The 20,748-nt window shown below is 58.7% G+C and carries 28 protein-coding genes; 20 read left to right on the top strand and 8 right to left on the bottom strand.

Features of this window, described 5'->3' with window-relative positions:
* Window positions 1–33: 33 nt before the first annotated feature.
* On the top strand, window positions 34–381 hold the full coding sequence (locus PEL8287_RS15730) for a hypothetical protein (protein WP_085893393.1): 348 nt from the start codon (window positions 34–36) through the stop codon (window positions 379–381).
* A 6-nt stretch (window positions 382–387) separates the two neighbouring features.
* On the opposite strand, the gene PEL8287_RS15725 is transcribed toward PEL8287_RS15730, so the two are convergent.
* Window positions 388–921, bottom strand: coding sequence for a L,D-transpeptidase family protein (locus tag PEL8287_RS15725; protein ID WP_085893392.1), 534 nt, complete (start codon window positions 919–921; stop codon window positions 388–390).
* Entirely contained in the window at window positions 918–2,090 is a 1,173-nt protein-coding gene (locus PEL8287_RS15720) for a MalY/PatB family protein (protein ID WP_085893391.1), read from the bottom strand. Before PEL8287_RS15720 ends, PEL8287_RS15725 begins: the two co-directional genes overlap by 4 nt.
* A gap of 97 nt (window positions 2,091–2,187) precedes the next feature.
* Between PEL8287_RS15720 and def (PEL8287_RS15715) the strand changes: the two genes are divergently transcribed.
* Genes def (PEL8287_RS15715) through PEL8287_RS20085 form a run of 5 tightly spaced genes read left to right on the top strand, consistent with a single transcriptional unit; the run spans window position 2,188 to window position 4,644 of the window.
* Window positions 2,188–2,706, top strand: a complete 519-nt coding sequence (gene def, locus PEL8287_RS15715; protein ID WP_085893390.1) for a peptide deformylase — start codon at window positions 2,188–2,190, stop codon at window positions 2,704–2,706.
* A 5-nt stretch (window positions 2,707–2,711) separates the two neighbouring features.
* Complete coding sequence (def, locus tag PEL8287_RS15710; RefSeq protein WP_085893389.1) at window positions 2,712–3,209, top strand: peptide deformylase; 498 nt, start codon at window positions 2,712–2,714, stop codon at window positions 3,207–3,209.
* Window positions 3,210–3,230: 21 nt separating this feature from the next.
* Window positions 3,231–4,139: a methionyl-tRNA formyltransferase gene (gene fmt / locus PEL8287_RS15705; RefSeq protein ID WP_085893388.1), complete on the top strand. Its 909-nt coding sequence runs from the start codon at window positions 3,231–3,233 to the stop codon at window positions 4,137–4,139.
* A gap of 12 nt (window positions 4,140–4,151) precedes the next feature.
* Entirely contained in the window at window positions 4,152–4,394 is a 243-nt protein-coding gene (locus PEL8287_RS15700; protein ID WP_085893387.1) for a hypothetical protein, read from the top strand.
* 13 nt (window positions 4,395–4,407) lie between these two features.
* On the top strand, window positions 4,408–4,644 hold the full coding sequence (locus tag PEL8287_RS20085) for a GlsB/YeaQ/YmgE family stress response membrane protein (protein WP_085893386.1): 237 nt from the start codon (window positions 4,408–4,410) through the stop codon (window positions 4,642–4,644).
* Between the two features lie 301 nt (window positions 4,645–4,945).
* Here the strand turns inward: PEL8287_RS20085 and PEL8287_RS15690 are convergent, their stop codons facing one another.
* The gene (locus PEL8287_RS15690; protein ID WP_085893385.1) at window positions 4,946–5,848 is read right to left on the bottom strand and encodes a LysR family transcriptional regulator; all 903 of its coding nucleotides are present in this window, start codon (window positions 5,846–5,848) and stop codon (window positions 4,946–4,948) included.
* A 70-nt stretch (window positions 5,849–5,918) separates the two neighbouring features.
* On the opposite strand from PEL8287_RS15690, the gene PEL8287_RS15685 reads away from it, so the two are divergent.
* Window positions 5,919–6,875 (top strand): DMT family transporter, encoded by a 957-nt coding sequence (locus PEL8287_RS15685; RefSeq protein ID WP_085893384.1) that lies wholly within the window; start codon window positions 5,919–5,921, stop codon window positions 6,873–6,875.
* A gap of 191 nt (window positions 6,876–7,066) precedes the next feature.
* On the opposite strand, the gene PEL8287_RS15680 is transcribed toward PEL8287_RS15685, so the two are convergent.
* Genes PEL8287_RS15680 through ispH form a run of 4 tightly spaced genes read right to left on the bottom strand, consistent with a single transcriptional unit; the run spans window position 7,067 to window position 9,687 of the window.
* Entirely contained in the window at window positions 7,067–7,690 is a 624-nt protein-coding gene (locus tag PEL8287_RS15680; protein ID WP_085893383.1) for a trimeric intracellular cation channel family protein, read from the bottom strand.
* On the bottom strand, window positions 7,687–8,154 hold the full coding sequence (rnhA, locus tag PEL8287_RS15675; RefSeq protein ID WP_085893382.1) for a ribonuclease HI: 468 nt from the start codon (window positions 8,152–8,154) through the stop codon (window positions 7,687–7,689). Before rnhA ends, PEL8287_RS15680 begins: the two co-directional genes overlap by 4 nt.
* Window positions 8,147–8,740, bottom strand: a complete 594-nt coding sequence (locus tag PEL8287_RS15670; RefSeq protein ID WP_085893381.1) for a class I SAM-dependent methyltransferase — start codon at window positions 8,738–8,740, stop codon at window positions 8,147–8,149. The genes rnhA and PEL8287_RS15670 overlap by 8 nt, the downstream gene beginning before the upstream one ends.
* Complete coding sequence (ispH, locus tag PEL8287_RS15665; RefSeq protein WP_085893380.1) at window positions 8,737–9,687, bottom strand: 4-hydroxy-3-methylbut-2-enyl diphosphate reductase; 951 nt, start codon at window positions 9,685–9,687, stop codon at window positions 8,737–8,739. The genes PEL8287_RS15670 and ispH overlap by 4 nt, the downstream gene beginning before the upstream one ends.
* A 189-nt stretch (window positions 9,688–9,876) precedes the next feature.
* On the opposite strand from ispH, the gene PEL8287_RS15660 reads away from it, so the two are divergent.
* Window positions 9,877–11,016, top strand: coding sequence for a TIGR03364 family FAD-dependent oxidoreductase (locus PEL8287_RS15660; RefSeq protein ID WP_085893379.1), 1,140 nt, complete (start codon window positions 9,877–9,879; stop codon window positions 11,014–11,016).
* Between the two features lie 84 nt (window positions 11,017–11,100).
* On the opposite strand, the gene PEL8287_RS15655 is transcribed toward PEL8287_RS15660, so the two are convergent.
* Window positions 11,101–11,673: a LabA-like NYN domain-containing protein gene (locus PEL8287_RS15655; RefSeq protein WP_085893378.1), complete on the bottom strand. Its 573-nt coding sequence runs from the start codon at window positions 11,671–11,673 to the stop codon at window positions 11,101–11,103.
* A 144-nt stretch (window positions 11,674–11,817) separates the two neighbouring features.
* Between PEL8287_RS15655 and folK the strand changes: the two genes are divergently transcribed.
* From folK to PEL8287_RS15595, 12 genes are all read left to right on the top strand, one after another.
* Entirely contained in the window at window positions 11,818–12,384 is a 567-nt protein-coding gene (gene folK / locus PEL8287_RS15650; RefSeq protein WP_085893515.1) for a 2-amino-4-hydroxy-6-hydroxymethyldihydropteridine diphosphokinase, read from the top strand.
* Between the two features lie 73 nt (window positions 12,385–12,457).
* Window positions 12,458–12,811: a DNA-directed RNA polymerase subunit omega gene (rpoZ, locus tag PEL8287_RS15645; RefSeq protein ID WP_085893377.1), complete on the top strand. Its 354-nt coding sequence runs from the start codon at window positions 12,458–12,460 to the stop codon at window positions 12,809–12,811.
* Window positions 12,812–12,844: 33 nt separating this feature from the next.
* Window positions 12,845–14,986 (top strand): RelA/SpoT family protein, encoded by a 2,142-nt coding sequence (locus PEL8287_RS15640; RefSeq protein ID WP_085893376.1) that lies wholly within the window; start codon window positions 12,845–12,847, stop codon window positions 14,984–14,986.
* A gap of 12 nt (window positions 14,987–14,998) precedes the next feature.
* Window positions 14,999–15,661, top strand: a complete 663-nt coding sequence (locus PEL8287_RS15635; RefSeq protein ID WP_085893375.1) for a DUF2062 domain-containing protein — start codon at window positions 14,999–15,001, stop codon at window positions 15,659–15,661.
* A 42-nt stretch (window positions 15,662–15,703) separates the two neighbouring features.
* On the top strand, window positions 15,704–16,474 hold the full coding sequence (locus tag PEL8287_RS15630; RefSeq protein ID WP_085893374.1) for a pyridoxine 5'-phosphate synthase: 771 nt from the start codon (window positions 15,704–15,706) through the stop codon (window positions 16,472–16,474).
* Window positions 16,471–16,917 carry an ABZJ_00895 family protein gene (locus PEL8287_RS15625; RefSeq protein ID WP_085893373.1) on the top strand — a complete coding sequence of 149 codons (447 nt, stop codon included), beginning with the start codon at window positions 16,471–16,473 and terminating at the stop codon, window positions 16,915–16,917. The genes PEL8287_RS15630 and PEL8287_RS15625 overlap by 4 nt, the downstream gene beginning before the upstream one ends.
* Entirely contained in the window at window positions 16,914–17,366 is a 453-nt protein-coding gene (locus tag PEL8287_RS15620; RefSeq protein WP_085893372.1) for an ABZJ_00895 family protein, read from the top strand. Before PEL8287_RS15625 ends, PEL8287_RS15620 begins: the two co-directional genes overlap by 4 nt.
* 139 nt (window positions 17,367–17,505) lie before the next feature.
* The gene (gene acpS, locus PEL8287_RS15615) at window positions 17,506–17,907 is read left to right on the top strand and encodes a holo-ACP synthase (protein WP_085893371.1); all 402 of its coding nucleotides are present in this window, start codon (window positions 17,506–17,508) and stop codon (window positions 17,905–17,907) included.
* Window positions 17,908–17,979: 72 nt separating this feature from the next.
* Entirely contained in the window at window positions 17,980–18,816 is an 837-nt protein-coding gene (lepB, locus tag PEL8287_RS15610; protein ID WP_085893370.1) for a signal peptidase I, read from the top strand.
* Complete coding sequence (gene rnc, locus PEL8287_RS15605) at window positions 18,813–19,496, top strand: ribonuclease III (RefSeq protein ID WP_085893369.1); 684 nt, start codon at window positions 18,813–18,815, stop codon at window positions 19,494–19,496. Before lepB ends, rnc begins: the two co-directional genes overlap by 4 nt.
* Window positions 19,493–20,398, top strand: coding sequence for a GTPase Era (era, locus tag PEL8287_RS15600; protein ID WP_085893368.1), 906 nt, complete (start codon window positions 19,493–19,495; stop codon window positions 20,396–20,398). The genes rnc and era overlap by 4 nt, the downstream gene beginning before the upstream one ends.
* Complete coding sequence (locus PEL8287_RS15595; RefSeq protein WP_085893367.1) at window positions 20,395–20,727, top strand: DUF1491 family protein; 333 nt, start codon at window positions 20,395–20,397, stop codon at window positions 20,725–20,727. The genes era and PEL8287_RS15595 overlap by 4 nt, the downstream gene beginning before the upstream one ends.
* Window positions 20,728–20,748: the final 21 nt, after the last annotated feature.

Raw genomic sequence — 20,748 nt, 5'->3', positions numbered from 1 at the left:
TGCTGAGAGGGGTAACAAGTAGGATTCGCTGCCATGATGACGTTTTTACCGCCTGACGTGCAGGCCGGGTTGGATGCCGCCCGTAAACTGGCGCAAAAGAAAAGCAGCAGGTTGCGGGTACAGGCCGGCGATCAGGTTTTTCACATTCTCAGAACCTGGGACAATGGTTTTGCCCTGGATGCGGACGAGGCGCCGGGGCTGCGCGGGCTTGTCGATTTGTATGATGGCGCACGGCTTTTGTCACAATGTCTGATCGTCGCCTCTGAGGAAGAGGCGGGAGAGATGCGGTTTGAATTCAAGCGTACCACCGAGGCGACCGGTGAGCAGCCGCTGGATTTTTACCGCGAACCCAACGCCCCGGTGGCCCTGTTGCCGCGTTAGGCTTTTTTAACGGAAAATCGTGACGGGCGTGCCATTGGGTGTGATCTGCCAGAGTTCCTGAATTTGGGCATCTGAAATGGCGATGCATCCGGCTGTCCAGTCATTTGCCAATGTTGTCAGCTTTCCCAATCCATTGGGTTGGCCGTGGATAAAAATATCGCCGCCCGGGGATACGCCATCGGCTTTGGCACGCGCGATATCCTGCGGGCGGGGATAGTTTAGGCCCAGAGACAGGTGAAATGCGCTGTTGGGGTTGCGCCGGTTGATGATGAAATCCCCTTCGGGTGTTTTTCCATCGCCTTCCTGTTGCTTGTCCCCTTCGGGGGCAAAACCAAGGGCGATGTCATAGGTCCGCAGGGGCACGTCATCGCGAAACACGGTCAGTGTGCGGGCGCTTTTGTATATTTCAATGCGGTCGATCTGTTGACTGAGCGGCGCCAGAACCGGGGCCGGGGGGTGGGGGCCGTATCTGCCCCAACTGAACACGATAATGCCGATAAGCAGGGTCAGTGCCGCAATACGCAGACCCCACCGTTTCATTGCAGATCGGCAAAGGCCACCTGCATGCGCTCCACCGCTTCGGTGATCTGGACACGCGGCATGGCGATATTGAACCGCAGGTAGCTTTCGCCGCCAGAGCCGAAGGTGTCACCGTGGTTGGCGGCGATTTTTGCAACCTTGTGCACCCGGTTTTGATATTCAGCAGCGGGCATGCCGGTGCCCGAAAAATCCACCCAGGACAGGTAGGTCGCCTGCATCGGCATCGACGACAGCCCGGGGATGGTGTTGATGCCGGCATCAAAAACCTGACGATTGCCATCGAGGTAGGTCACAAGGTCATCCACCCAGGCGGCCCCTGCGGGGCTGTAGGCGGCGGTGGTCATGGCGATGCCGAAATCATGGGTGCCCATTGACAGCGCTGCTGTTCGGGCTGCGAATTTCTGGCGCAGGTCAGCATCCTGAATAATCACCTGACCGGTGTGGGCGCCCGCGATGTTGAAGGTTTTTGACGGGGCCGTCAGCATGATCAGCCGGTCGATGATATCGGGGGCCGCTACGGGCATCGGGGTGTGGGTATTGCCGGAAAAGACCAGATCATGATGGATTTCATCTGATACCAGCAACAGGTCATGTTTAACGCAGAAATCAGCGACGGCGCGCAGCTCGGCCTTGCTCCAGACGCGCCCCCCGGGATTGTGGGGCGAGCAGAGGATCACCATTTTCTCGTGGCCTTTCAACAGGCCCTCGTAGGCGTCGAAATCCATCTCGTAGCGGCCATTATTCAGGGCCAGTGGGCATTCGACCACGTCACGTTCTGCCGCGCGGATGATTTTGGCAAAGGCATGGTAGACGGGCGTGAACAAGATCACCCCATCACCGGGGTTGGTATAGGTATCAAGCGCCAGCCCGACGCCGTTGCATATCCCGGCGGCCGTGAAAATCCAGTTGTCCTGGACAGTCCAGCCATGGCGGTTTTGCATCCACCAGCGGATCGCGGCGGTATAAGGCGCGCGATCATTCCTGTAGCCATAGATGCCGTGATCAAGGTGATCACGCACCGCCTGCTGAATGCAATCGGGCGAGCGGAAATCCATATCAGCCACCCACATCGACAGACCATCATCCGATGAAACGCCATAAAGCGGCTCCATCAGATCCCATTTGTTGGACCGGTGGGCGCGGCGGTCGATGATCTGATCGAAATCCATGGTGTTCTCCTGTACCGTTCGCGGCGAAAGCTATCCGATTATGCGCCGGGTGCAAGGGGCGTTGCAGAACCGGCTTTCATGTCCTAAATGACACCCCATGAAACGGCCTATTCTTATCCATCCCGACCCACGCCTGAAAAAGGTCTGCGCGCCTGTCGCCGATTTGTCGGACGAGTTGCGGCAGCTGGCCGATGACATGCTGGAAACCATGTATGATGCGCCCGGCATCGGCCTGGCCGCGCCACAGGTGGGCGTGCTGGACCGTCTGATCGTGATGGATTGTGTAAAGGACGAAGATGAGGCGCCACGCCCGCTGGTGATGTTCAACCCCGAGGTTGTGGCCGCGTCGGAGGAGACAAACGTCTATGAAGAAGGCTGTTTGTCGATCCCCGAGCAATATGCCGAAGTGACCCGCCCGAAAGAGGTGCAGGTGCGTTGGATTGATCGCGACGGAAAAGAGCACGAAGAAGGTTTTGACGGGCTGTGGGCCACCTGCGTGCAGCACGAGATCGACCACCTGAACGGCAAGCTGTTTATTGATTATCTCGGCGCCATGAAACGGCAGCTTATCACCCGCCGGATGCAGAAACTGAAACGCGAAAAGGCGAGGGCCTGAACGGGGTGGCGGTGCGGCGCTGCCTGCCCTGGCCCGACGTGCGGCTGCGTAGCCCGGCGGCGCCTGTTGACAGGATTACTGACGAGATCCGCACCCTGTGGGCCGATATGATCGATACGATGGAGGCGATGCCCGGCGTTGGGCTGGCGGCCAGCCAGATCGGCGTGATGCAGCGGCTGGCTGTCGTGGATGCCAGCGACAAGCGCGGCATGGCGGTGCGTATGGCCAACCCCGAGATCCTGCATGCCAGCGCCGAATTGCGCCCGCATGAAGAGGCCAGCCCCAACCTTCCGGGCGTGTCAGCGCAGATCAAACGCCCCAGAGCGGTAACAGTGCGGTTTCTGAACGAAGCCGGAGAGGTGGAAGAGCGCGACTTTGTCGGACTGTGGGCGACAAGTGTGCAACATCAGATCGATCATCTGAATGGCCGGATGTATTTCGACCGGTTATCCAAGGTGAAACGGGATATGCTGCTGCGCAAGGCAAAGAAGCTGGCGGGGTAAACCCCGCTCTACGAGGGTGACATGCGTATCATTTTCATGGGAACACCGGAGTTCTCGGTGCCGGTTCTGGACGCGCTGGTTGAGGCTGGTCACGAGGTAGCAGCGGTTTATTGCCAGCCGCCCCGCCCCGCAGGACGCGGCAAGAAAGAGCGCCCGACGCCGGTGCATGCCCGTGCGCTTGATCTGGGGCTGCAGGTGCGCCATCCGGTCAGTCTGAAAGGCGCAGCGGAACAGGCAGACTTTGCCGCGCTGGATGCCGATGTGGCGGTGGTGGTGGCCTATGGGCTGATCCTGCCGCAGGCGGTGCTGGATGCGCCCAGGCTTGGTTGCCTGAACATTCACGCCAGCCTTTTGCCACGCTGGCGCGGGGCGGCACCCATTCATCGCGCGATCATGGCAGGTGACGCCGAGACCGGTATCTGCATCATGCAGATGGACGCGGGGCTGGATACCGGGCCTGTTTTGCTGCGCCAGGCCACCCCGATCGGCAGCGAGGAAACGACTGGTGCGTTGCATGACCGGCTGTCGGCGATGGGTGCCGGTCTGATTGTCAAGGCACTGGCCCGTCTGGACGCGTTGGAGCCAGAGGTGCAGGGGCAGGACGGTGTTACCTATGCCGCCAAGATCGACAAGGCCGAGGCGCGCATTGACTGGACCTGGACGGCACAGGAAGTGGATTGTCACATCCGCGGGCTTTCGCCCTTTCCCGGCGCCTGGACGGAAGTGAACGGACAGCGCATCAAACTGCTGGCCTCACGTCTGGCGCAGGGCTGTGGCGCGCCGGGTGAGGTGCTGGATGATCACCTGACCGTGGCCTGCGGACGCGGGGCGGTACAGGTTTTACGCTTGCAACGCGCCGGCAAGGGCGCGCAGGATACGGCAGAATTTCTGCGAGGCATGCCCGTGCCCAGGGGCACAGCGCTGTCTTAGAGGAGAAAACGGATGTTTCTGATGCTGTTTGGAACCGTTGTGATCGCCGGGATCGTTGGCTATGTCAGCGAGAAAACCGGGTTCACGAATAACGGTTATCTACCATCAATCATCATCTGCGTGGGCGGGGCGTTTCTGTTTTACTTCGTGCGGATCATGTTCGGGATACGATTTGGTGCGCCGGGGGTCGATGCGATTTTATCCTCGATCGGGGCGCTGATCATCGTGCCCACACATTGGCGCAAACGCAGGTAAAGGAGAACGTGCCATGACCATCATCTACCTGATCATCATCGGTGCGGCAGCCGGGTTTCTGGCAACCCGGATGATGAAACTGGAAACCGATATCATCACCACGGTCGTGATAGGTATCTGCGGCGCACTGATTGGCGGGTTCATTATCCGGGTTATCCTGACAGTTTCCGGGCTTCTGGGCGGGCTGATAGGCGCGGTGCTGGGATCGCTGTTGCTGATCTGGATCTGGAAGACGTTTTTCAGGAAGTAAAAACGCGCCTTTCGGCAGGCTGGAGATGAAAGGGTATGTCTGATCTGAGCCCGTTTTAACCAATGCTGCGCAGCGCACGAATGGCAGGTTTGGCGGTGTCTGACCTGACGTGTCTTACAGGCCGCCTCAGCGATCCGCAGCAGTATCGCCCTTACTTCGGACGCTTCTTCACTCCGTCGCGTTACAATGTGCTTCGAGCACCAGAGCGGGCAGTTTGAACCGGTTTTTCGATCCTGTTTCTCGGTGCTTGATGGGCAGTGGATAGCGGGAAGCCAAGGTGCGCTTGGTTTTTTGAATCTGATCAACGATACGGAGATTCTGCCAGATGCGCTTCAACATGCGCGGCAAAGGCAACTGCGTTCTTGCTATCGTCGTGTGCCATAAAGGTCGTCACATTACCGATGCTTGGCAAACCAAGTTCCGACGAAACAAGTGAAACATCGTTCTTTGCAATTGCTTTTGGCAACGCTGCAATTGCAAGATCAGCCCGCACCGCCGCCAGCTGCCCTGCGGATGTGTCGCTCGAATAAGCCACTCGATAAGGGATTGCTGCCTGATCCAACGCGGCAAGTGCTGCATCCCGCCACGAACACCCCTTTTCCGAAACAGCAATTGGCAGAGGCGTATTCTGCACGGCCGCACCATCTGTCGCTTGCAACCAACAAAGCTCTTCCGTATAGAGTTTGCGCGCAGCGCGTATCCTAGAATTCTGCTCACTGAAAAAGACTACCTGTGCATTTCCAGACCCAAAAAGGTCCTGAGCCGCATCACATGCATCCAGTCTGACTTCGACGCATATGTTCGGGTGCGTCACGGCAAAGCGTTTCAAAAGCGCGGGAACCGTCGATATTCCCAAATCATGCGGTGCAGCAAGCCGCAGATGTCCCGAAAGTGTCGACCCGCGAAATTTTGACAGCGTCTCATCGTTCAGGCTCAGCAGGCGACGGGCATATCCCAAAAACTGTTCACCTGCTTGAGTCAACGTGACCTTCCGGGCATCTCTGTGCAGCAGCTCACAGTTCAGGAGCTCTTCGAGCTTTGCAACTTGTAAGCTGACAGCCGAAGGGGAGCGATTGACGCGGTTTGCGGCCAATCGAAAACTCCCTGTGTCACAAATCGCCGCAAATGTGCGCGCCATGTCGAGGCTAATCGTCCGCATTGGCTCAGCATCATTAGAAAATAACGGTGAGGATATCTCATTCATAAGTCCAGAATGTATCGTTTTTCTAATGTGATGAACAGGGCTAACTTCCCCTCAACTGAGGAGAACAGACTTGGATGCATCAACGAAGACCCTATTGTCAGGCCTGTTTTGGGGCGGCATCGCCGTCGCGGTATTGTCCGGATCTCTCGTCATGTTGCGGCTTGGCGTTCAGACATCCCTCACGCCGTTCGATCTTGCGGCACTGCGTTTTGGCATCGCGGCCTTGTTGTTGGTCGGTGTCATCTGGCGACGCGGGTGGGCGATGGACAAGCTGGGCGTCTTGGGTGTTCTGGCTCTCGTGACGTGCAATGGCGCGCCCTACATAATGGTGCTGTCCTTCGGGTTTCAGTTTGCGCCTGCCTCTGACGCCGGGGCGATCAATCCAGGTCTCATGGCTGTGTTCGTTGGCATTCTTGGGTGGATCTTTCTGGGCGAAAACATGAGGGTGGCCAAAATCGCAGGGATACTGGCGGTGCTGGCCGGGACCGCGCTGTTCACGGACCTGCTGACTTTGAGGCAGGCCTCCTTCGGGCACCTCATTTTCGCAATAACGGGTGGGATGTGGGCGAGCTATGTCATCATCGTGCGGAAAACCAATCTCCCCGCCCTTCATGCAACCGCGATCGTTGCCGTCGGATCAGCTCTGTCGTTTCTGCCGGTCTATCTTGTGTTTTTTGGGGGGCAAATATTGCAGGCTCCGGTGCGCGACATTGCAGCCCAAGCGATTTACCAAGGTGCGCTCACTGGTGCTTTGGCGGTATTTGCATTCACAAAGTCAACAGAATACTTAGGAGCCTCGGCTGGGGCGGCTTTGACAGCGCTTATTCCAATCGTCACGCTGATTATGGGCGCAGCTTTTCTGGGGGAGACGGTTGATGGTTGGAAAATTTTCGCCTGCGCTCTGGTTGGTCTCGGCGTCTTCCTCACACTTTATGCCCAGCGTTCGTCAGCCGCCAGCCGCAGATCCGAGATGACAGAGCAGCAAACTACGCCCCGGCAATGGCCCACAGGAGAGTCGGGCGCATAACGCCAAGTGAGATACAAAACCGCCAACAACAGCCATTTGCTGAAAATGTCACAGCTCGGCTTGCTTTAAAGCGCGCGCCTGTCTGCGATCAAGACCTCAGGTTTGTCAAGTACCGGAGCAGATTAGTGCTTGTCCAAAGGGGTCATTGGAGCAACCGCAGCGAAGGCTCGCTAAGTCCGCTGAGCTGACCGTCACTGCCGCGGGGGGCGGCTGTGGTAGACGGGCAGGCGCCAGCCGAACAGGATGGATCCGGCCCGAAGCGCCCATGTGGTCAGGGCGCAGGCCAGCAGGACCGGCATCACCAGATGGGTGACTTGCAGAAGGCCCACCGCCACCAGCGCCCCGCCGAGGGCGGCGCTGACGTAAAGCTCACCCTGTTTCAGCACCAGCGGCACCTCGTTGCAGACCACATCGCGCAACAGACCGCCCATGCAGCCGGTCACCACGCCCATCAGCACGATGATCAGCCCCGGTTGCAGCATCTGGATGGCCACGCCCACACCGGCAGGCACGGCAACGGCCAAGGCAAAGCTGTCCAGCCAAAGCAGCCAGCGATAGCGGCTTTCGACAAGGTGGGCAGAGAAAAAAACCACAAGCGCCGCGACCACTGCGATCAGAATATAATTTGGATTGCCGACCCAGAAGACCGGGTTGCGATCCAGCAGAACGTCGCGCACAGTGCCGCCGCCCACGGCCGTAAGACAGGCGACAAAGGCAAAGCCCACCATGTCAAGCTGCGCGCGCGAGGCGACCAATGCGCCGGTCAGGGCAAAAATAAGCACCGAGGCGTAATCCAGCAGAACCAGCGCCGTCATTTGACTGCCCCGTCAGGTTTGTAGGGTGCCATGCCCGCGCGGGCCAGTTCATCGGCGCGTTCGTTTTCAGGATGTCCGGCGTGGCCTTTGACCCATTCCCAGGTCACATCATGACGCGCTGCTGCCTCTTCCAGGCGTTGCCACAGTTCGACGTTCTTGACGGGTTTCCTGTTCGAGGTTTTCCAGCCGTTGCGCTTCCAGCCATGAATCCAGCCGGTGACGCCGTTTTTCACGTAGGCGCTGTCGGTCACGATGGTGATCTGGCTGGGACGCGACAGCGCTTCCAGTGCGTGGATGGCAGCCAGCAATTCCATCCGGTTGTTGGTGGTCAGGGCCTCTCCGCCGCTAAGTTCGCGTTCCTTGACGACCACGCCACTGTCCGTGGCACGCATCAGAACGCCCCAGCCTCCGGGGCCGGGGTTGCCCGAACAGGCCCCGTCGGTATAGGCGAAAAGCTCAGCCATGGGCGGCTATCGCGGCCCAGTCGGACATTTTGCCGTCCAGCCCCTTGTCGCATCCAGTGGTCGATGAAAAGGGCGTGAATCCCGCTGCGGTCAGAAGGCCGGTAAGCTCGGTCTCGGTGTAGTAGGTATAGAGCCGCCCCAGTTTGTCGCGATGTTCACCGGTTCCGGTTTTCAGGCCGATGTGGAACAGCCCACCGGGTTTGAGCGCCTTTCGCAAGGCTGCCAGATGACGCGGCATGTCGGCGCGCGGGGCGTGCAGAAGGCAGAAGTTGGCCCAGATGCCGTCATACAGGTTTTCCCCCGAGATTTCGTCAAATGTGGCAAGGCTGGCATTCACCCCGTCATGGGCGGCCGCCAGCGCCACCATTTCAGGCGTCGCATCGGTTGCTTCGACCTGCAGACCGGCGCGCGCCATTTCGGCAGCGGCAAAGCCGGGCCCACAGCCCAGATCCAGAACGCGGGTCCCCCTGGCCAGTCCGCCGATGAAGGCAGTCAACAGCGGGTCTTTGGCCGCACCTTCGGTAACTTTCACATAGTCGGCGACTTTTTCGCCGTAGACTTTCAGGGTTTGAGGATCGGAGCTCATGCGGTTTCCCTCAGGACGCGGGGGACTTTGAATTCGACGTTTTCCTTGGCAGTCTCGATCTCTACCATGGTCACGTCATAGCGTGCCTGCAGGGCGGCGATGACTTCGTCCACCAGCACCTCGGGGGCCGAGGCCCCGGCGGTGATGCCGATGCTGCGGATACCCTCCAGTGCACGCCAGTCGATATCGGTGGCGCGCTGGACCAGTTGCGAATAACTGCATCCGGCGCGGGTTCCGACCTCGACCAGGCGGCGGGAATTGGATGAGTTGGGCGCGCCCACCACCAGCATCGCATCGGCCTTGTGCGCCATCGCCTTGACCGCCTCTTGCCGGTTGGTGGTGGCGTAGCAGATATCTTCTTTGTGCGGGCCCTTGATGGCCGGAAAGCGCTTTTGCAGCGCCGCGACGATGTCGATGGTATCATCCACCGACAAGGTGGTCTGGGTGACAAAGGCCAGCCCGGCAGGGTCGCGCACGTTGAGTGCGGCCACATCTGCCGGGGTTTCGACCAGCAAAACCTCGCCTTCGGGCAACTGGCCCATGGTGCCGACGGTTTCGGGGTGGCCGGCATGGCCGATCATGATGATCTGCAGGCCGGAGGCGTGGTGACGTTCGGCCTCGATATGCACTTTTGAAACCAGCGGGCAGGTGGCGTCGACATAAAGCATGTCGCGTTTCGCCGCCTCGGCCGGGACGGATTTCGGTACGCCATGGGCGGAAAATATCACCGGGCGATCATCGGGGCATTCTTCCAGTTCTTCCACGAATACCGCCCCTTTGGCGCGCAGATCGTCGACCACGTATTTGTTGTGCACGATCTCGTGGCGCACAAAGACGGGCGCGCCCCATTTCGCAAGCGCCATTTCAACGATCTTGATGGCCCGGTCGACCCCGGCGCAAAAGCCACGCGGCGCGGCCAGATATAAGGTCAGCTGTGGTTTGGTCATGGCGCGTCTCCTGTCGGGGCAGAGGTAAGGGGTGCGGCGCGCGAGGTCCAGAGGGTTTGGTCGGTAGCGAAGCGGATTTAGTGAGGATCGGCACAGGTGCGAGGCTGCACTGCAGGGCTTGAAAACGCGATTGACTTGACCTCGCGCTCCGGCCCAACGTCCGAGAACCAAATCGGATGGTGTGGGACGATGAAACAGTATGATCTAGCCATAGTCGGAGCCGGCATAATGGGGCTGGCCCATGCCTGGCATGCGGCACGGGCCGGTCTGTCGGTGGTGGTCTTTGACCGCAACCCCCAGGCGTGCGGGGCGTCCGTGCGCAATTTCGGCATGCTGGCTGTTGTGGCGCAGCGGCCCGGCCCGCAGTTGAGGGATGCCCGCCGGGCGCTGGCCTGCTGGCAAGAGGTGGCCGCCGGAGCGGGGATTGCAATGCGGCAGGCTGGCTGTCTGTTTCTGGCGCGCGTACCCGAGGAAATGAGTGTGCTTTCGGAATGTGCTGCCGTTGCGAAATCAGTAGGTCATACATTCGAGACGGTGGCAAAAGACAAGCTGAACCAGTATTTGGGCGGGTCACCCACCGATCACCTTCTGGGTGGATTATGGAGCCCGGATGCCTGGAAGGTGGATCAGCGGCAGGCAATGGTGAAAATGGCGGACTGGCTGCGGCGCGACCACGGCGTGACGTTTCATTATTCTGCACAGGTGAACGCGGTTTCGAAAGGTGTGATTGAAACTGCCTCCGGGCGCGTCGGGGCGGGGCATATCATTTTGAGTGCAGGTGATGAGTTTGCAACGCTTTTCCCCGATGCATTCCGGTCAACGGGCGTGACACGGTGCCGGCTGCAGATGATGCGCACGCATCCCCAGCCGCATGGTTATCGCTTGGTTCCTTTTGTTTTGGGTGGCCTCAGCATGACCCGCTACAGCGTATTTGACGGCTGCCCCAGTCTTGGCGCTCTGCAGGACTATCAGACGAAAAACCAGGCCCGGCATCTTGCCCAAGGCATTCACGTGATTGCCTGTCAGGAAGACGATGGCAGCATCACCATAGGCGATTCACACCACTACGGCTCTGCGCCGGAGCTGACCGGAGCAGACGAGATAGATCAGCTTATTCTGGACGATCTGGCTGGCTTGATTGCCTTGCCCAAGCCCAAAATTGCCGATCACTGGCTGGGGCACTACGCGCATTTGCCGGGGGTCGAGGTGCTGGTGCTGACACCCGGGGAAGGGGTTACGGCGGTCACGATGACAAACGGTCAGGGCATGACGCATGCGTTTGCGGTGGCTGAAAACGTCATTGAGGAACTTTTGGGGCGCGCAAGCTAAGCGTCGGTCAAAATAAACCTGAAACGCTTGCTTTTCTCCCGCCCTGAAAAGAAAACCGGGGCGCGCGGCCCCGGTTTGTCTTGGTCAGTCTTGTTTTGCGTAGGCTTCCTCGCGGTCAACCGGCATCTCGCGGGGCGGGCGGCCGATAACATCCTTGAGACCTTCCAGTTCGATGAAGTTGTCGGCCTGACGGCGCAGGTCGTCCGAGATCATCGGCGGTTGGCTGCGGATTGTCGAGACAACTGAAACGCGTACACCCTGGCGCTGAAGGCTTTCGACCAGCGGCCGGAAGTCACCATCGCCCGAGAAAAGCACGATGTGATCAACGCGCGGCGCCAGTTCCATGGCGTCCACGGCCAGTTCGATATCCATGTTGCCCTTGACCTTACGGCGACCCTGGCTGTCGGTATATTCCTTGGCCGGTTTGGTCACCATGGTAAAGCCGTTGTAGTTCAGCCAGTCGACCAGCGGGCGAATCGGAGAATATTCGTCATTCTCTAACAGCGCCGTGTAGTAGAAGGCCCTCAAAAGCTTGCCGCGACGCATAAATTCCGTCCGCAAAAGCTTGTAGTCGATGTCGAAACCTAGCGATTTTGCCGCAGCGTAAAGGTTTGATCCATCGATGAACAGCGCAAGCCGTTCGTCTTTGTAAAACATTTTAAATGTCCTTCCGAATTCACTTTATCTATCCGCTGTGTTCTTAGGTGAGTGGTAGGGAAGCGGAAAGACATGCGAACTAAAATTAGGTATTTTGCTGATGAAAGCAAGAGGTAGTACACCCACCTTATGGATAGGATGCAAATGAAATTAGCTCACCATTTCTTGATTGCCATGGGTGGAAACCTACCGTCGTCGGCGGGTCCGCCGGCGGATACCATTCGTGCGGCGCTGGCTGAACTTGAAAAATGCGGCGCCGAAATCCTGTCTGTCAGCCGGTTTTACCAGACCCCCTGTTTCCCCCCGGGTGCCGGGCCGGACTATGTGAATGCGGCCGCTTGTATCCATTTTGACAGAGACGCGCAGGCGCTTTTGTCGGTACTGCACCAGGTTGAGGTGCAGTTTGGCCGCGAAAGGTTTGAACGCTGGGGGCGCAGGACCCTTGATCTGGATCTGATAGCGGCGGACGGGCAGGTGTTGCCGGACGCCGAAACCTACGCCCGCTGGCGGGATTTGCCGCCGGAGCAGCAGACCCTTCAGGCGCCCGATCAACTGGTGTTGCCGCATCCGCGATTGCAGGACCGTGCCTTTGTTCTGGTACCGATGGCGGATGTGGCGCCGGATTGGGTGCATCCCATACTGGGACAAACGGTTTCGCAGATGTTGTCAGCCCTGCCTGCAAGCGAAATCCGCAGCGTTGTGGCGCTGTGATTCTGTGCTTGTAAATCCATGGCCAAGGTTTTAAGTACACGACTTCTGAAATTCAGCCTTTATCGGAGGTCTCATGGCCCGCGTTACCACAGAAGATTGCGTTGACAAGGTCCCTAACAGGTTTGATCTGGTGATGCTTGCCGCCCATCGTGCGCGTGAAATCGCAGCTGGCGCGCCTTTGTCCGTGGATCGTGACAACGACAAGAACCCCGTTGTGGCCCTGCGCGAAATCGCCGAGGAAACCCAATCAGCCGATGATCTGCGCGAGCGTCTGATCGAATCGAACCAGACCCAGATCGAGGTGGACGAGCCCGAAGAGGATTCGATGGCTCTGTTGATGGGCGGCGAAGCCGACAAGCCCGCAGACGATGACATGTCCGAAGAAAAGCTGCTTCGGGCCCTGATGGAAGCGCAGGGTCAGGGCTGAACCTGACCCCATACGCCCAAGGATGCGGACCGGATGATCGCCGTTGAAGACCTGATCGAGCTGATCCGCCCCTACAACCCCAAGACAGATGAAACGCTGATCCGTGCGGCCTATGATTACGGCTGCGCGATGCATGAGGGGCAATTTCGCCACTCGGGCGAACCCTATTTCAGTCACCCGGTGGCCGTCGCCGCCATTCTGACCGAGCAGCGGCTGGACGATGCCACGATCATCACAGCCCTGTTGCACGACACGATCGAGGACACCCGCGCCTCGTACCAGACGGTGTCTGAAAAATTCGGCACCGAGGTGGCGGATCTGGTCGATGGGGTGACCAAGCTGACCAATCTTCAGCTTTCCAGCACCGAAACCCAGCAGGCCGAAAACTTTCGCAAGTTGTTCATGGCGATGTCCAAGGACATGCGGGTTATTCTGGTCAAGCTGGCCGACCGGTTGCACAACATGCGTACGATCAAGGCGATGCGCCCGGAAAAGCAGGTCAAAAAAGCCCGCGAGACGATGGATATCTTTGCGCCACTGGCAGGTCGCATGGGGATGCAGTGGATGCGCGAAGAGCTGGAGGATCTGGCGTTCAAGGTGCTGAACCCCGATGCCCGGGCCAGCATCATCCGGCGGTTCATCACCCTGCAAAAGGAAACCGGGGATGTGATCGAACGGATCACCGCCGACATGCGTCTTGAGCTGGACAAAGCCGGAATTACGGCCGAGGTACTGGGCCGTGCCAAGAAACCCTATTCGGTCTGGCGCAAGATGCAGGAAAAGGAAATGGGATTTTCCCGCCTTTCCGACATCTACGGTTTCCGTGTTATCGCCGAAACCGAATATGACTGTTATGCCGTGCTGGGGGCGATCCACCAGCGTTGGCGCGCGGTGCCGGGACGGTTCAAGGATTACATCAGCCAGCCGAAGTCCAACGGGTATCGCAGCATTCACACCACCGTGTCGGGGCGCGACGGTAAGCGGGTCGAAGTGCAGATCAGAACCCGCCAGATGCATGACGTGGCTGAAACCGGCGTCGCCGCGCACTGGTCTTATCGTGATGGTGTGAGGACCAAGAACCCCTTTGCCGTCGACCCGGCCAAGTGGATTTCATCGCTGACCGAGCAATTTGATTCCGAAGAGGATCATGCCGAGTTTCTTGAAGCGGTAAAGCTGGAAATGTACGCCGACAAGGTGTTCTGCTTTACCCCAAAGGGTGAAGTGGTCAAGCTGCCACGCGGAGCCACGCCGATTGACTTTGCCTATGCCATTCACACCCGCATCGGCCATGCCTGTGTCGGGGCCAAGATTGACGGTATGCGGGTCCCTCTTTGGACCCGGATCAAGAACGGCCAGTCCGTGGATGTGATTACTGCTGAAGGTCAGACACCGCAGGCCACATGGCTGGACATTGCCACCACTGGCAAGGCGCGGGCTGCAATTCGGCGTGCCCTGCGCGAACTGGACCGGGACCGCTATATCAAGTTGGGTCGTGAACTGGCGCGCTCGGCTTTTGAGCATGTGGGTAAAAAGGCCACCGACAAGGCACTTGATTCTGCCGCCCGCACACTGCGTGTCAAAGATGCCGACGAGGTGCGTGCCCGACTGGGAAGTGCCGAACTGACGGCGCAACAGGTACTGAATGCGGTCTATCCCGATCTGGTGCCCGAGGCAGGCGATGAAATTGGCCGCGACCGGGCGGTTATCGGCCTGTCGGCCGAGCAAAGTTTCGAACGGGCGCGCTGTTGTCAGCCGCTGCCGGGCGAGCGGATTGTCGGTATCACCTATCGTGGGCGTGGTGTGGTTGTGCATGCTATCGACTGTGAATCATTGTCGGCTTACGACGACCAGCCACAGCGCTGGCTGGATCTGCATTGGCACACCGGCACCCATCCGGCTGCCTACGACGTGACCCTGGAAGTGACGATTGGCAACGATGCGGGCGTGCTGGGACGAATTTGCACCTTGATTGGCGAACAGAAGGCCAATATCTCGGACCTGACATTTGTAACGCGTAAACCAGATTTCTACCGACTGCATATTGACGTTGAACTGCGAGACGCCGAGCATCTGCACGGAGTAATTTCCGCGCTTGCCGCCGAAAACGACGTTGCCGCAGCCGAACGCTATCGCGATCCGTCCCGGGTAGGTAGTGCTACGCAAACCGAAAATTAGGAGCCGCGAGACGTGGTCTTCAAGCGCCGAGACAGACGCCCAGCATGGAAGGTTGTGTCAGATTTTTTCTGGCCCAAGGGCGGTTGGACGCGCGCATTTCACTATGTCAAACACCGTTTGCGTCGATTGCCCGACCCGCCGCATCGCATTGCACGCGGGATCTTTGCCGGAATTTTTGTGACCTACTCACCGTTTTTTGGCATGCACTTTGTGGCAGCGATACTGGTTGCCTGGATTTTGCGTGGCAATATCGTTGCAGCTTTGCTGGCAACATTTTTCGGCAACCCGGTGACCTTTGTGCCGATTGCGGCGATTTCGTTGCAGACCGGTTATTTCCTGTTGGGCAAACACATTTCGCAGAATTCCGACGTGCATCATTCATTGGGAGAGGCTTTTGTCGGGGCGGGGCGGGACCTGAAGGAAAACCTGTTCGCGTTGTTCACCGACGCCAATGCCGACTGGACCGACCTGCATATCTTTTATGACGAGGTTTTCTTTCCCTACATGATCGGCGGTATCATTCCCGGCCTTATTACCGGGTTGATCGGGTATTACGTCAGCCTGCCACTGATACAGGCCTACCAGAACCGCCGAAAAGGCGCGATCAAGGCTAAATGGGAAGCGATGAAAGAAAAAGCCGCTGCCAAGGCTGACGCCAAGAAAAATCCGGACTAGATTTAACGGCGACTCAGAGTTTGATCAAAAAAGGGGGCTGTTATGGCCACGGACGAAAAATTGCGGCTTGGCGTGAATATCGATCATGTTGCAACTGTGCGCAACGCGCGTGGCGGTGATTACCCCGATCCGCTGCGGGCAGCCAAAATTGCCGAAGAGGCAGGCGCCGATGGCATTACTGCCCATCTGCGCGAAGACCGCCGGCACATTTCGGACGCAGACATTGACGGATTGATGGACGTTCTTTCGGTGCCGCTGAATTTCGAGATGGCCGCGACAGAAGAGATGCAGGCGATTGCTCTGCGTCACAAGCCGCACGCGGTCTGTATCGTGCCCGAAAAGCGTGAGGAGCGCACAACCGAAGGCGGGCTGGAAGTGGCGCGTGAGGAAAACCGGCTGGCGCATTTCATTGCGCCGCTGCGCGAGGTGGGGTGCCGGGTGTCGATCTTTATCGCGGCCGATGCCCGTCAGATTGATGCCGCAGCCCGGATCGGCGCGCAAATCATTGAACTGCACACAGGCGCCTATTGTGACGCTCATGCCGAGGGCCGGATCAAGGATCGCGACCGCGAATACCAGTCGCTGCGCGAGATGTCCGCCTATGCCCATTCGCTGGGTCTTGAGGTGCATGCCGGCCATGGCCTGACCTATGAAACGGTAAAGCCGATCGCCGCCTTTCCCGAGGTGAAAGAGCTGAATATTGGTCACTTCCTGATCGGCGAGGCGATCTTTCTGGGGCTGGCCCCGGCAATCGTCGAAATGCGGCGCCTGATGGATGAGGCGCGTGGTGAAGCCTATCGCTCGGTCGGATGAATTATCCCCGCTACACGATTGTGTTTCTGGTTGTGGCCATTGGCGCCGCGCTGCTGATCACTTTTGTAAATACGACACTGCAATCGGCGCTTGGATCTTCGGCGCAAGTCCTTGTGCCTGCGATGATCGGCGCCCTGATCGAAGGGCAGAGATTTGCGCGCACCAGCGGGCGCAAGGCCACCACGGCTGAAGCCTGGCGGTTCACCTGGATAGCCACTATTATTGCCCTGGCGCTGAACATCTTGCTGGCCTTTGTGGGCCCGGCAGTGGTGCCGGAATTTGCCAAGTTGGCCATTGCCCCGGTGATGTCGATGCAGTTCAACGTAGTGCTGGCGATCTATGCGGTGGGCTATCTTATTTCAAACCGGTTTTTTCTGGGCATCGGTATTTCTACCGAATTGAGCGCTGCGGCACGGCGCAATGATACGAAAGGCGGAACATGACCTACTCCACCAACTGGTCCCGATTTGTGATACGCTATGCGCTGGCCGTAGTTGCTGTCGCGGTTTTCATCTACGTCATGCAGAAATTTCTGAATTACAACATGCGCTCGTCCGGGGCGACGTTGGTGCCGATCATCCTGGTCTCGATGATGGAGGGAACCGCATATGCAAAGGCTGAAAGGGCCCTGCCCAAGGGCGCGTGGGCCTGGCAGCAATCGGTGCTTTTCGGCCTGGTAGGAATGGGCGTGACGATGGGGTGTTCAGCCATTTTCATGTCAGCCCTGCCGGGAATGCTGGGGTATTTTCTGACACCGGTCGGTTTTTCAGCGCTGAGCATCGTAACCGGTGTGATGATGGTTTTCTTTGTTCTGGGGGCTCGGTTTTCCTTCTGGATGGGGGCAAGGAACGAGTTGAAAGCACAGGCCCGCAATGCTGGCCACCAGGAATAAGATCAGCGGACATTTACAAGAGGGCAGGCTTGATGATCGGCTATGAAACATCTCTGATCTTGATCGGCCGGATTGACGAGGTAAGTGCCGCGCTTTTTGCCCTTGGCGGTGAGGCGCTGATCCGCCCGGCGCTGCCGCGATGATTCTGGGTATTGGCACTGACCTGGCGAATATCGACCGGATCGCCGGAACGTTAGAGCGGTTCGGTGACCGGTTTCGCAACCGCGTCTTTACCGAGACCGAACAGCGCAAGGCCGAGCGCCGCGCCGATACCCCCGGCACCTATGCCAAGAGATGGGCCGCCAAAGAAGCCTGTTCAAAGGCACTGGGCACCGGTTTACGCATGGGAATATCGTGGAAAGACATGGCGGTGTCCAACCTGGATACCGGCCAGCCGGTCATGCATGTCACCGGCTGGGCAGCCGAGCGACTGGCAGATATGACACCGCCGGGCTTTGAGGCGATCATTCACGTCACCCTGACCGATGATCACCCCTGGGCACAGGCCTTTGTTGTGATCGAGGCGCGGCCTGTTGTCTGAGCAAACGGCGCCCGCCTTGACACCCCGGCCCGCGCACCGCATGTAGCGCCGGAAACCTTTGTGGAGAGATCAATGGCCGACGAAGCTAAAAAAAGTAACGGCATCATTGAGACCATCAAGACGGTGTTCTGGGCGCTTGTGATTGCGGGCATTTTCCGCACGATCTTTTTTCAGCCATTCTGGATACCCTCGGGGTCGATGAAGGACACACTGCTGATTGGCGATTTCCTGTTCGTCAACAAGATGGCCTACGGCTATTCCTATGCGTCATGCCCGTCTATTCGCATTCAGCGCCTGGGTCTCGACATCGACGCGGCGGATATTTGTGGGTTCCTTGACGGCGATAACACCCGGATTTGGGCCGGAGAACCCAAGCGCGGAGATATCATCGTCTTTCGCCATCCGGTGCAAGGTTCGGATTTCATCAAACGCCTGATCGGGTTGCCCGGCGATAAAGTGCAGATGAAAAACGGGGTGCTGCATATCAACGACGAGCCCGTCAAGCTGGAACCTGCCGGTGATTTTGTTGAAGAGTTTGCCCAGCAAGGCCCGATGCGCCTTCGCCCCCGTTGCGAAAATGGTGTGGTGGGCAATGGCGCCGATTGCATCAAGTCCCGCCAGATCGAAACGCTGCCGGGTGGCCGGTCGCATAACATCATCAATATTGGCGATCAGAGATCGGATAACACGGGCGTCTATTCGGTGCCGGAGGGGCACTATTTCTTCATGGGTGATAACCGCGACAACTCGACCGACAGCCGCTTTCCGCAAGCTGTGGGCGGGGTCGGCTTTGTACCCTTTGAAAACCTGATTGGTCGCGCGGACCGGGTGATGTTCTCGTCCGCGGGACGCTCGATGCTGTTCTTCTGGACATGGCGCAGTGATCGCTTTTTCGAGGGGCTGGATTGAAATTATCAGCGGATTTGAAAGCGCTTGAGGCGCGGTTGGGGCATCAATTTAACCGACCCGAGCTTCTGGTGCGCGCGGTGACCCATTCTTCGATGTCCTCGGTTACACGAGACGACAATCAGCGACTTGAATTTCTGGGCGACCGTGTGCTGGGGCTGGTGATGGCCGAGGCCTTGCTGGAGCATGACAAATCCGCGTCGGAAGGTCAGTTGGCGCCGCGTTTCAACGCGCTGGTGCGCAAGGAAACCTGCGCCGACGTCGCGCGCGAGGTGGATATTGGCGTGGTGCTGAAACTGGGCCGGTCCGAGATGATGTCGGGCGGACGGCGCAAGCAGGCCCTGCTGGGCGATGCGATGGAGGCGGTCATTGCCGCCGTTTACCGCGATGCCGGCTTTGACGTGGCTCGCGACATGATCCTGCGCCTTTGGGGTGATCGTGTGAGCGCGGTCGAGGCCGACGCGCGCGACGCCAAAACAGCGCTGCAGGAATGGGCGCAGGCGCTTGGGTTTCAACCGCCGTCCTACGTTGAAACAGCACGGTCCGGTCCCGACCACGCGCCGCAATTCACCATCGCGGTCCGGCTGGACAATGGTGAAAGCAGTCAGGCAACGGCCGGATCAAAACGCCAGGCTGAGCAGGCTGCCGCCCGTGCCCTTCTGGACAGATTGGAAAACTCATGACCCGCGCCGGATTTATCGCCCTGATCGGAGAGCCCAATGCGGGCAAATCCACGCTGCTGAACCGCATGGTGGGCGCCAAGGTTTCAATTGTTACACACAAGGTGCAGACCACGCGCGCGCGCATCCGTGGTGTCGCGATCGAGGGCGAGGCGCAACTGGTGTTCGTTGACACGCCGGGCCTGTTCAAGCCGCGCCGCCGTCTGGACCGTGCGATGGTTGCCGCCGCCTGGGGCGGGGCGTCGGATGCTGACGTGGTTGTTCTGCTTGTCGAAGCCAATCGCGGTATCACCGAAGGGGTGGAAAACATCCTTGAGGGGCTGGGCGATGTCACCAGGGGGCGCACGGTGGCGCTGGCCATCAACAAGATCGACCGGGTGAAATCCGAGGCGTTGCTGGGGCTGGCCAAGGACCTGAATGAAAAGTTCGAATTTGCCGAGACCTTCATGATTTCAGCCGAAAAGGGCCATGGCGTGGATGCGATGCGCCAGTGGCTTGCCGGGCAACTGCCCGAAGGCCCCTGGCTATACCCCGAAGACCAGATCGCCGATCTGCCCATGCGGATGATTGCCGCGGAAATCACCCGCGAAAAGCTGACCCTGCGATTGCATCAGGAACTGCCCTATCAGTTGACCGTCGAGACCGAACAATGGGAAGAGCGCAAGGATGGCTCGGCCAGGATTGACCAGATCATTTATGTCATGCGCGACGGCCATAAAGGCATCGTACTGGGCAACAAAGGCGAGACGATCAAGGCGGTCAGCAAGGCCGCGCGCGAAGAACTGGAAGAGTTTCTGGGGCGTCGCATTCATCTGTTTCTGCAGGTCAAGGTCCGGCCCAACTGGCTGGAAGAGTCCGAGCGGTATTCCGAAATGGGCCTTGATTTCAAGGACGGCAATACGTGACACGCCTGACGGCAGAGTTCTGGGTGCAGGCCTATCTGACACGTTTGCGCCTGCATGAAATTCCTGCTTTTGTGGTGGCCCATGGCGACAACACGGCAGGCGCTGTTCTGATCAAGCTGAACACGCTGGACGGGCGCGCGATAGCTTATCAGCGCTCTTTCGATCTGATGAGTGGCGATCGTAAATGGGTGGTTCTGACCGACGGGGACGAGCCGGCGGTTGACCTCGCCATTGCCCGGCAGCGCAGCTTTGACCCTGACCTTTGGGTCATCGAGGTTGAAGACCGCACAGGACGTCACTTGCTGGATGAGGAAGGCCTGTCCGACTGACAGGCCCGGTCTGATGCACGA

The organism is Roseovarius litorisediminis (assembly GCF_900172295.1).
Classification (GTDB): domain Bacteria; phylum Pseudomonadota; class Alphaproteobacteria; order Rhodobacterales; family Rhodobacteraceae; genus Roseovarius; species Roseovarius litorisediminis.
This window is presented reverse-complemented; position numbering and strand designations above follow the sequence as displayed.

What these genes read in the sequence shown, in the direction of transcription:
- PEL8287_RS15730 (WP_085893393.1), top strand. Translation starts at nt 34, where the DNA reads ATGATGACGTTTTTACCGCCTGACGTGCAGGCCGGGTTGGATGCCGCC.
- PEL8287_RS15725 (WP_085893392.1), bottom strand. Translation starts at nt 921, where the DNA reads ATGAAACGGTGGGGTCTGCGTATTGCGGCACTGACCCTGCTTATCGGC.
- PEL8287_RS15720 (WP_085893391.1), bottom strand. Translation starts at nt 2,090, where the DNA reads ATGGATTTCGATCAGATCATCGACCGCCGCGCCCACCGGTCCAACAAA.
- def (WP_085893390.1), top strand. Translation starts at nt 2,188, where the DNA reads ATGAAACGGCCTATTCTTATCCATCCCGACCCACGCCTGAAAAAGGTC.
- fmt (WP_085893388.1), top strand. Translation starts at nt 3,231, where the DNA reads ATGCGTATCATTTTCATGGGAACACCGGAGTTCTCGGTGCCGGTTCTG.
- PEL8287_RS15700 (WP_085893387.1), top strand. Translation starts at nt 4,152, where the DNA reads ATGTTTCTGATGCTGTTTGGAACCGTTGTGATCGCCGGGATCGTTGGC.
- PEL8287_RS20085 (WP_085893386.1), top strand. Translation starts at nt 4,408, where the DNA reads ATGACCATCATCTACCTGATCATCATCGGTGCGGCAGCCGGGTTTCTG.
- PEL8287_RS15690 (WP_085893385.1), bottom strand. Translation starts at nt 5,848, where the DNA reads ATGAATGAGATATCCTCACCGTTATTTTCTAATGATGCTGAGCCAATG.
- PEL8287_RS15680 (WP_085893383.1), bottom strand. Translation starts at nt 7,690, where the DNA reads ATGACGGCGCTGGTTCTGCTGGATTACGCCTCGGTGCTTATTTTTGCC.
- rnhA (WP_085893382.1), bottom strand. Translation starts at nt 8,154, where the DNA reads ATGGCTGAGCTTTTCGCCTATACCGACGGGGCCTGTTCGGGCAACCCC.
- PEL8287_RS15670 (WP_085893381.1), bottom strand. Translation starts at nt 8,740, where the DNA reads ATGAGCTCCGATCCTCAAACCCTGAAAGTCTACGGCGAAAAAGTCGCC.
- ispH (WP_085893380.1), bottom strand. Translation starts at nt 9,687, where the DNA reads ATGACCAAACCACAGCTGACCTTATATCTGGCCGCGCCGCGTGGCTTT.
- PEL8287_RS15660 (WP_085893379.1), top strand. Translation starts at nt 9,877, where the DNA reads ATGAAACAGTATGATCTAGCCATAGTCGGAGCCGGCATAATGGGGCTG.
- PEL8287_RS15655 (WP_085893378.1), bottom strand. Translation starts at nt 11,673, where the DNA reads ATGTTTTACAAAGACGAACGGCTTGCGCTGTTCATCGATGGATCAAAC.
- folK (WP_085893515.1), top strand. Translation starts at nt 11,818, where the DNA reads ATGAAATTAGCTCACCATTTCTTGATTGCCATGGGTGGAAACCTACCG.
- rpoZ (WP_085893377.1), top strand. Translation starts at nt 12,458, where the DNA reads ATGGCCCGCGTTACCACAGAAGATTGCGTTGACAAGGTCCCTAACAGG.
- PEL8287_RS15640 (WP_085893376.1), top strand. Translation starts at nt 12,845, where the DNA reads ATGATCGCCGTTGAAGACCTGATCGAGCTGATCCGCCCCTACAACCCC.
- PEL8287_RS15630 (WP_085893374.1), top strand. Translation starts at nt 15,704, where the DNA reads ATGGCCACGGACGAAAAATTGCGGCTTGGCGTGAATATCGATCATGTT.
- PEL8287_RS15625 (WP_085893373.1), top strand. Translation starts at nt 16,471, where the DNA reads ATGAATTATCCCCGCTACACGATTGTGTTTCTGGTTGTGGCCATTGGC.
- PEL8287_RS15620 (WP_085893372.1), top strand. Translation starts at nt 16,914, where the DNA reads ATGACCTACTCCACCAACTGGTCCCGATTTGTGATACGCTATGCGCTG.
- acpS (WP_085893371.1), top strand. Translation starts at nt 17,506, where the DNA reads ATGATTCTGGGTATTGGCACTGACCTGGCGAATATCGACCGGATCGCC.
- lepB (WP_085893370.1), top strand. Translation starts at nt 17,980, where the DNA reads ATGGCCGACGAAGCTAAAAAAAGTAACGGCATCATTGAGACCATCAAG.
- era (WP_085893368.1), top strand. Translation starts at nt 19,493, where the DNA reads ATGACCCGCGCCGGATTTATCGCCCTGATCGGAGAGCCCAATGCGGGC.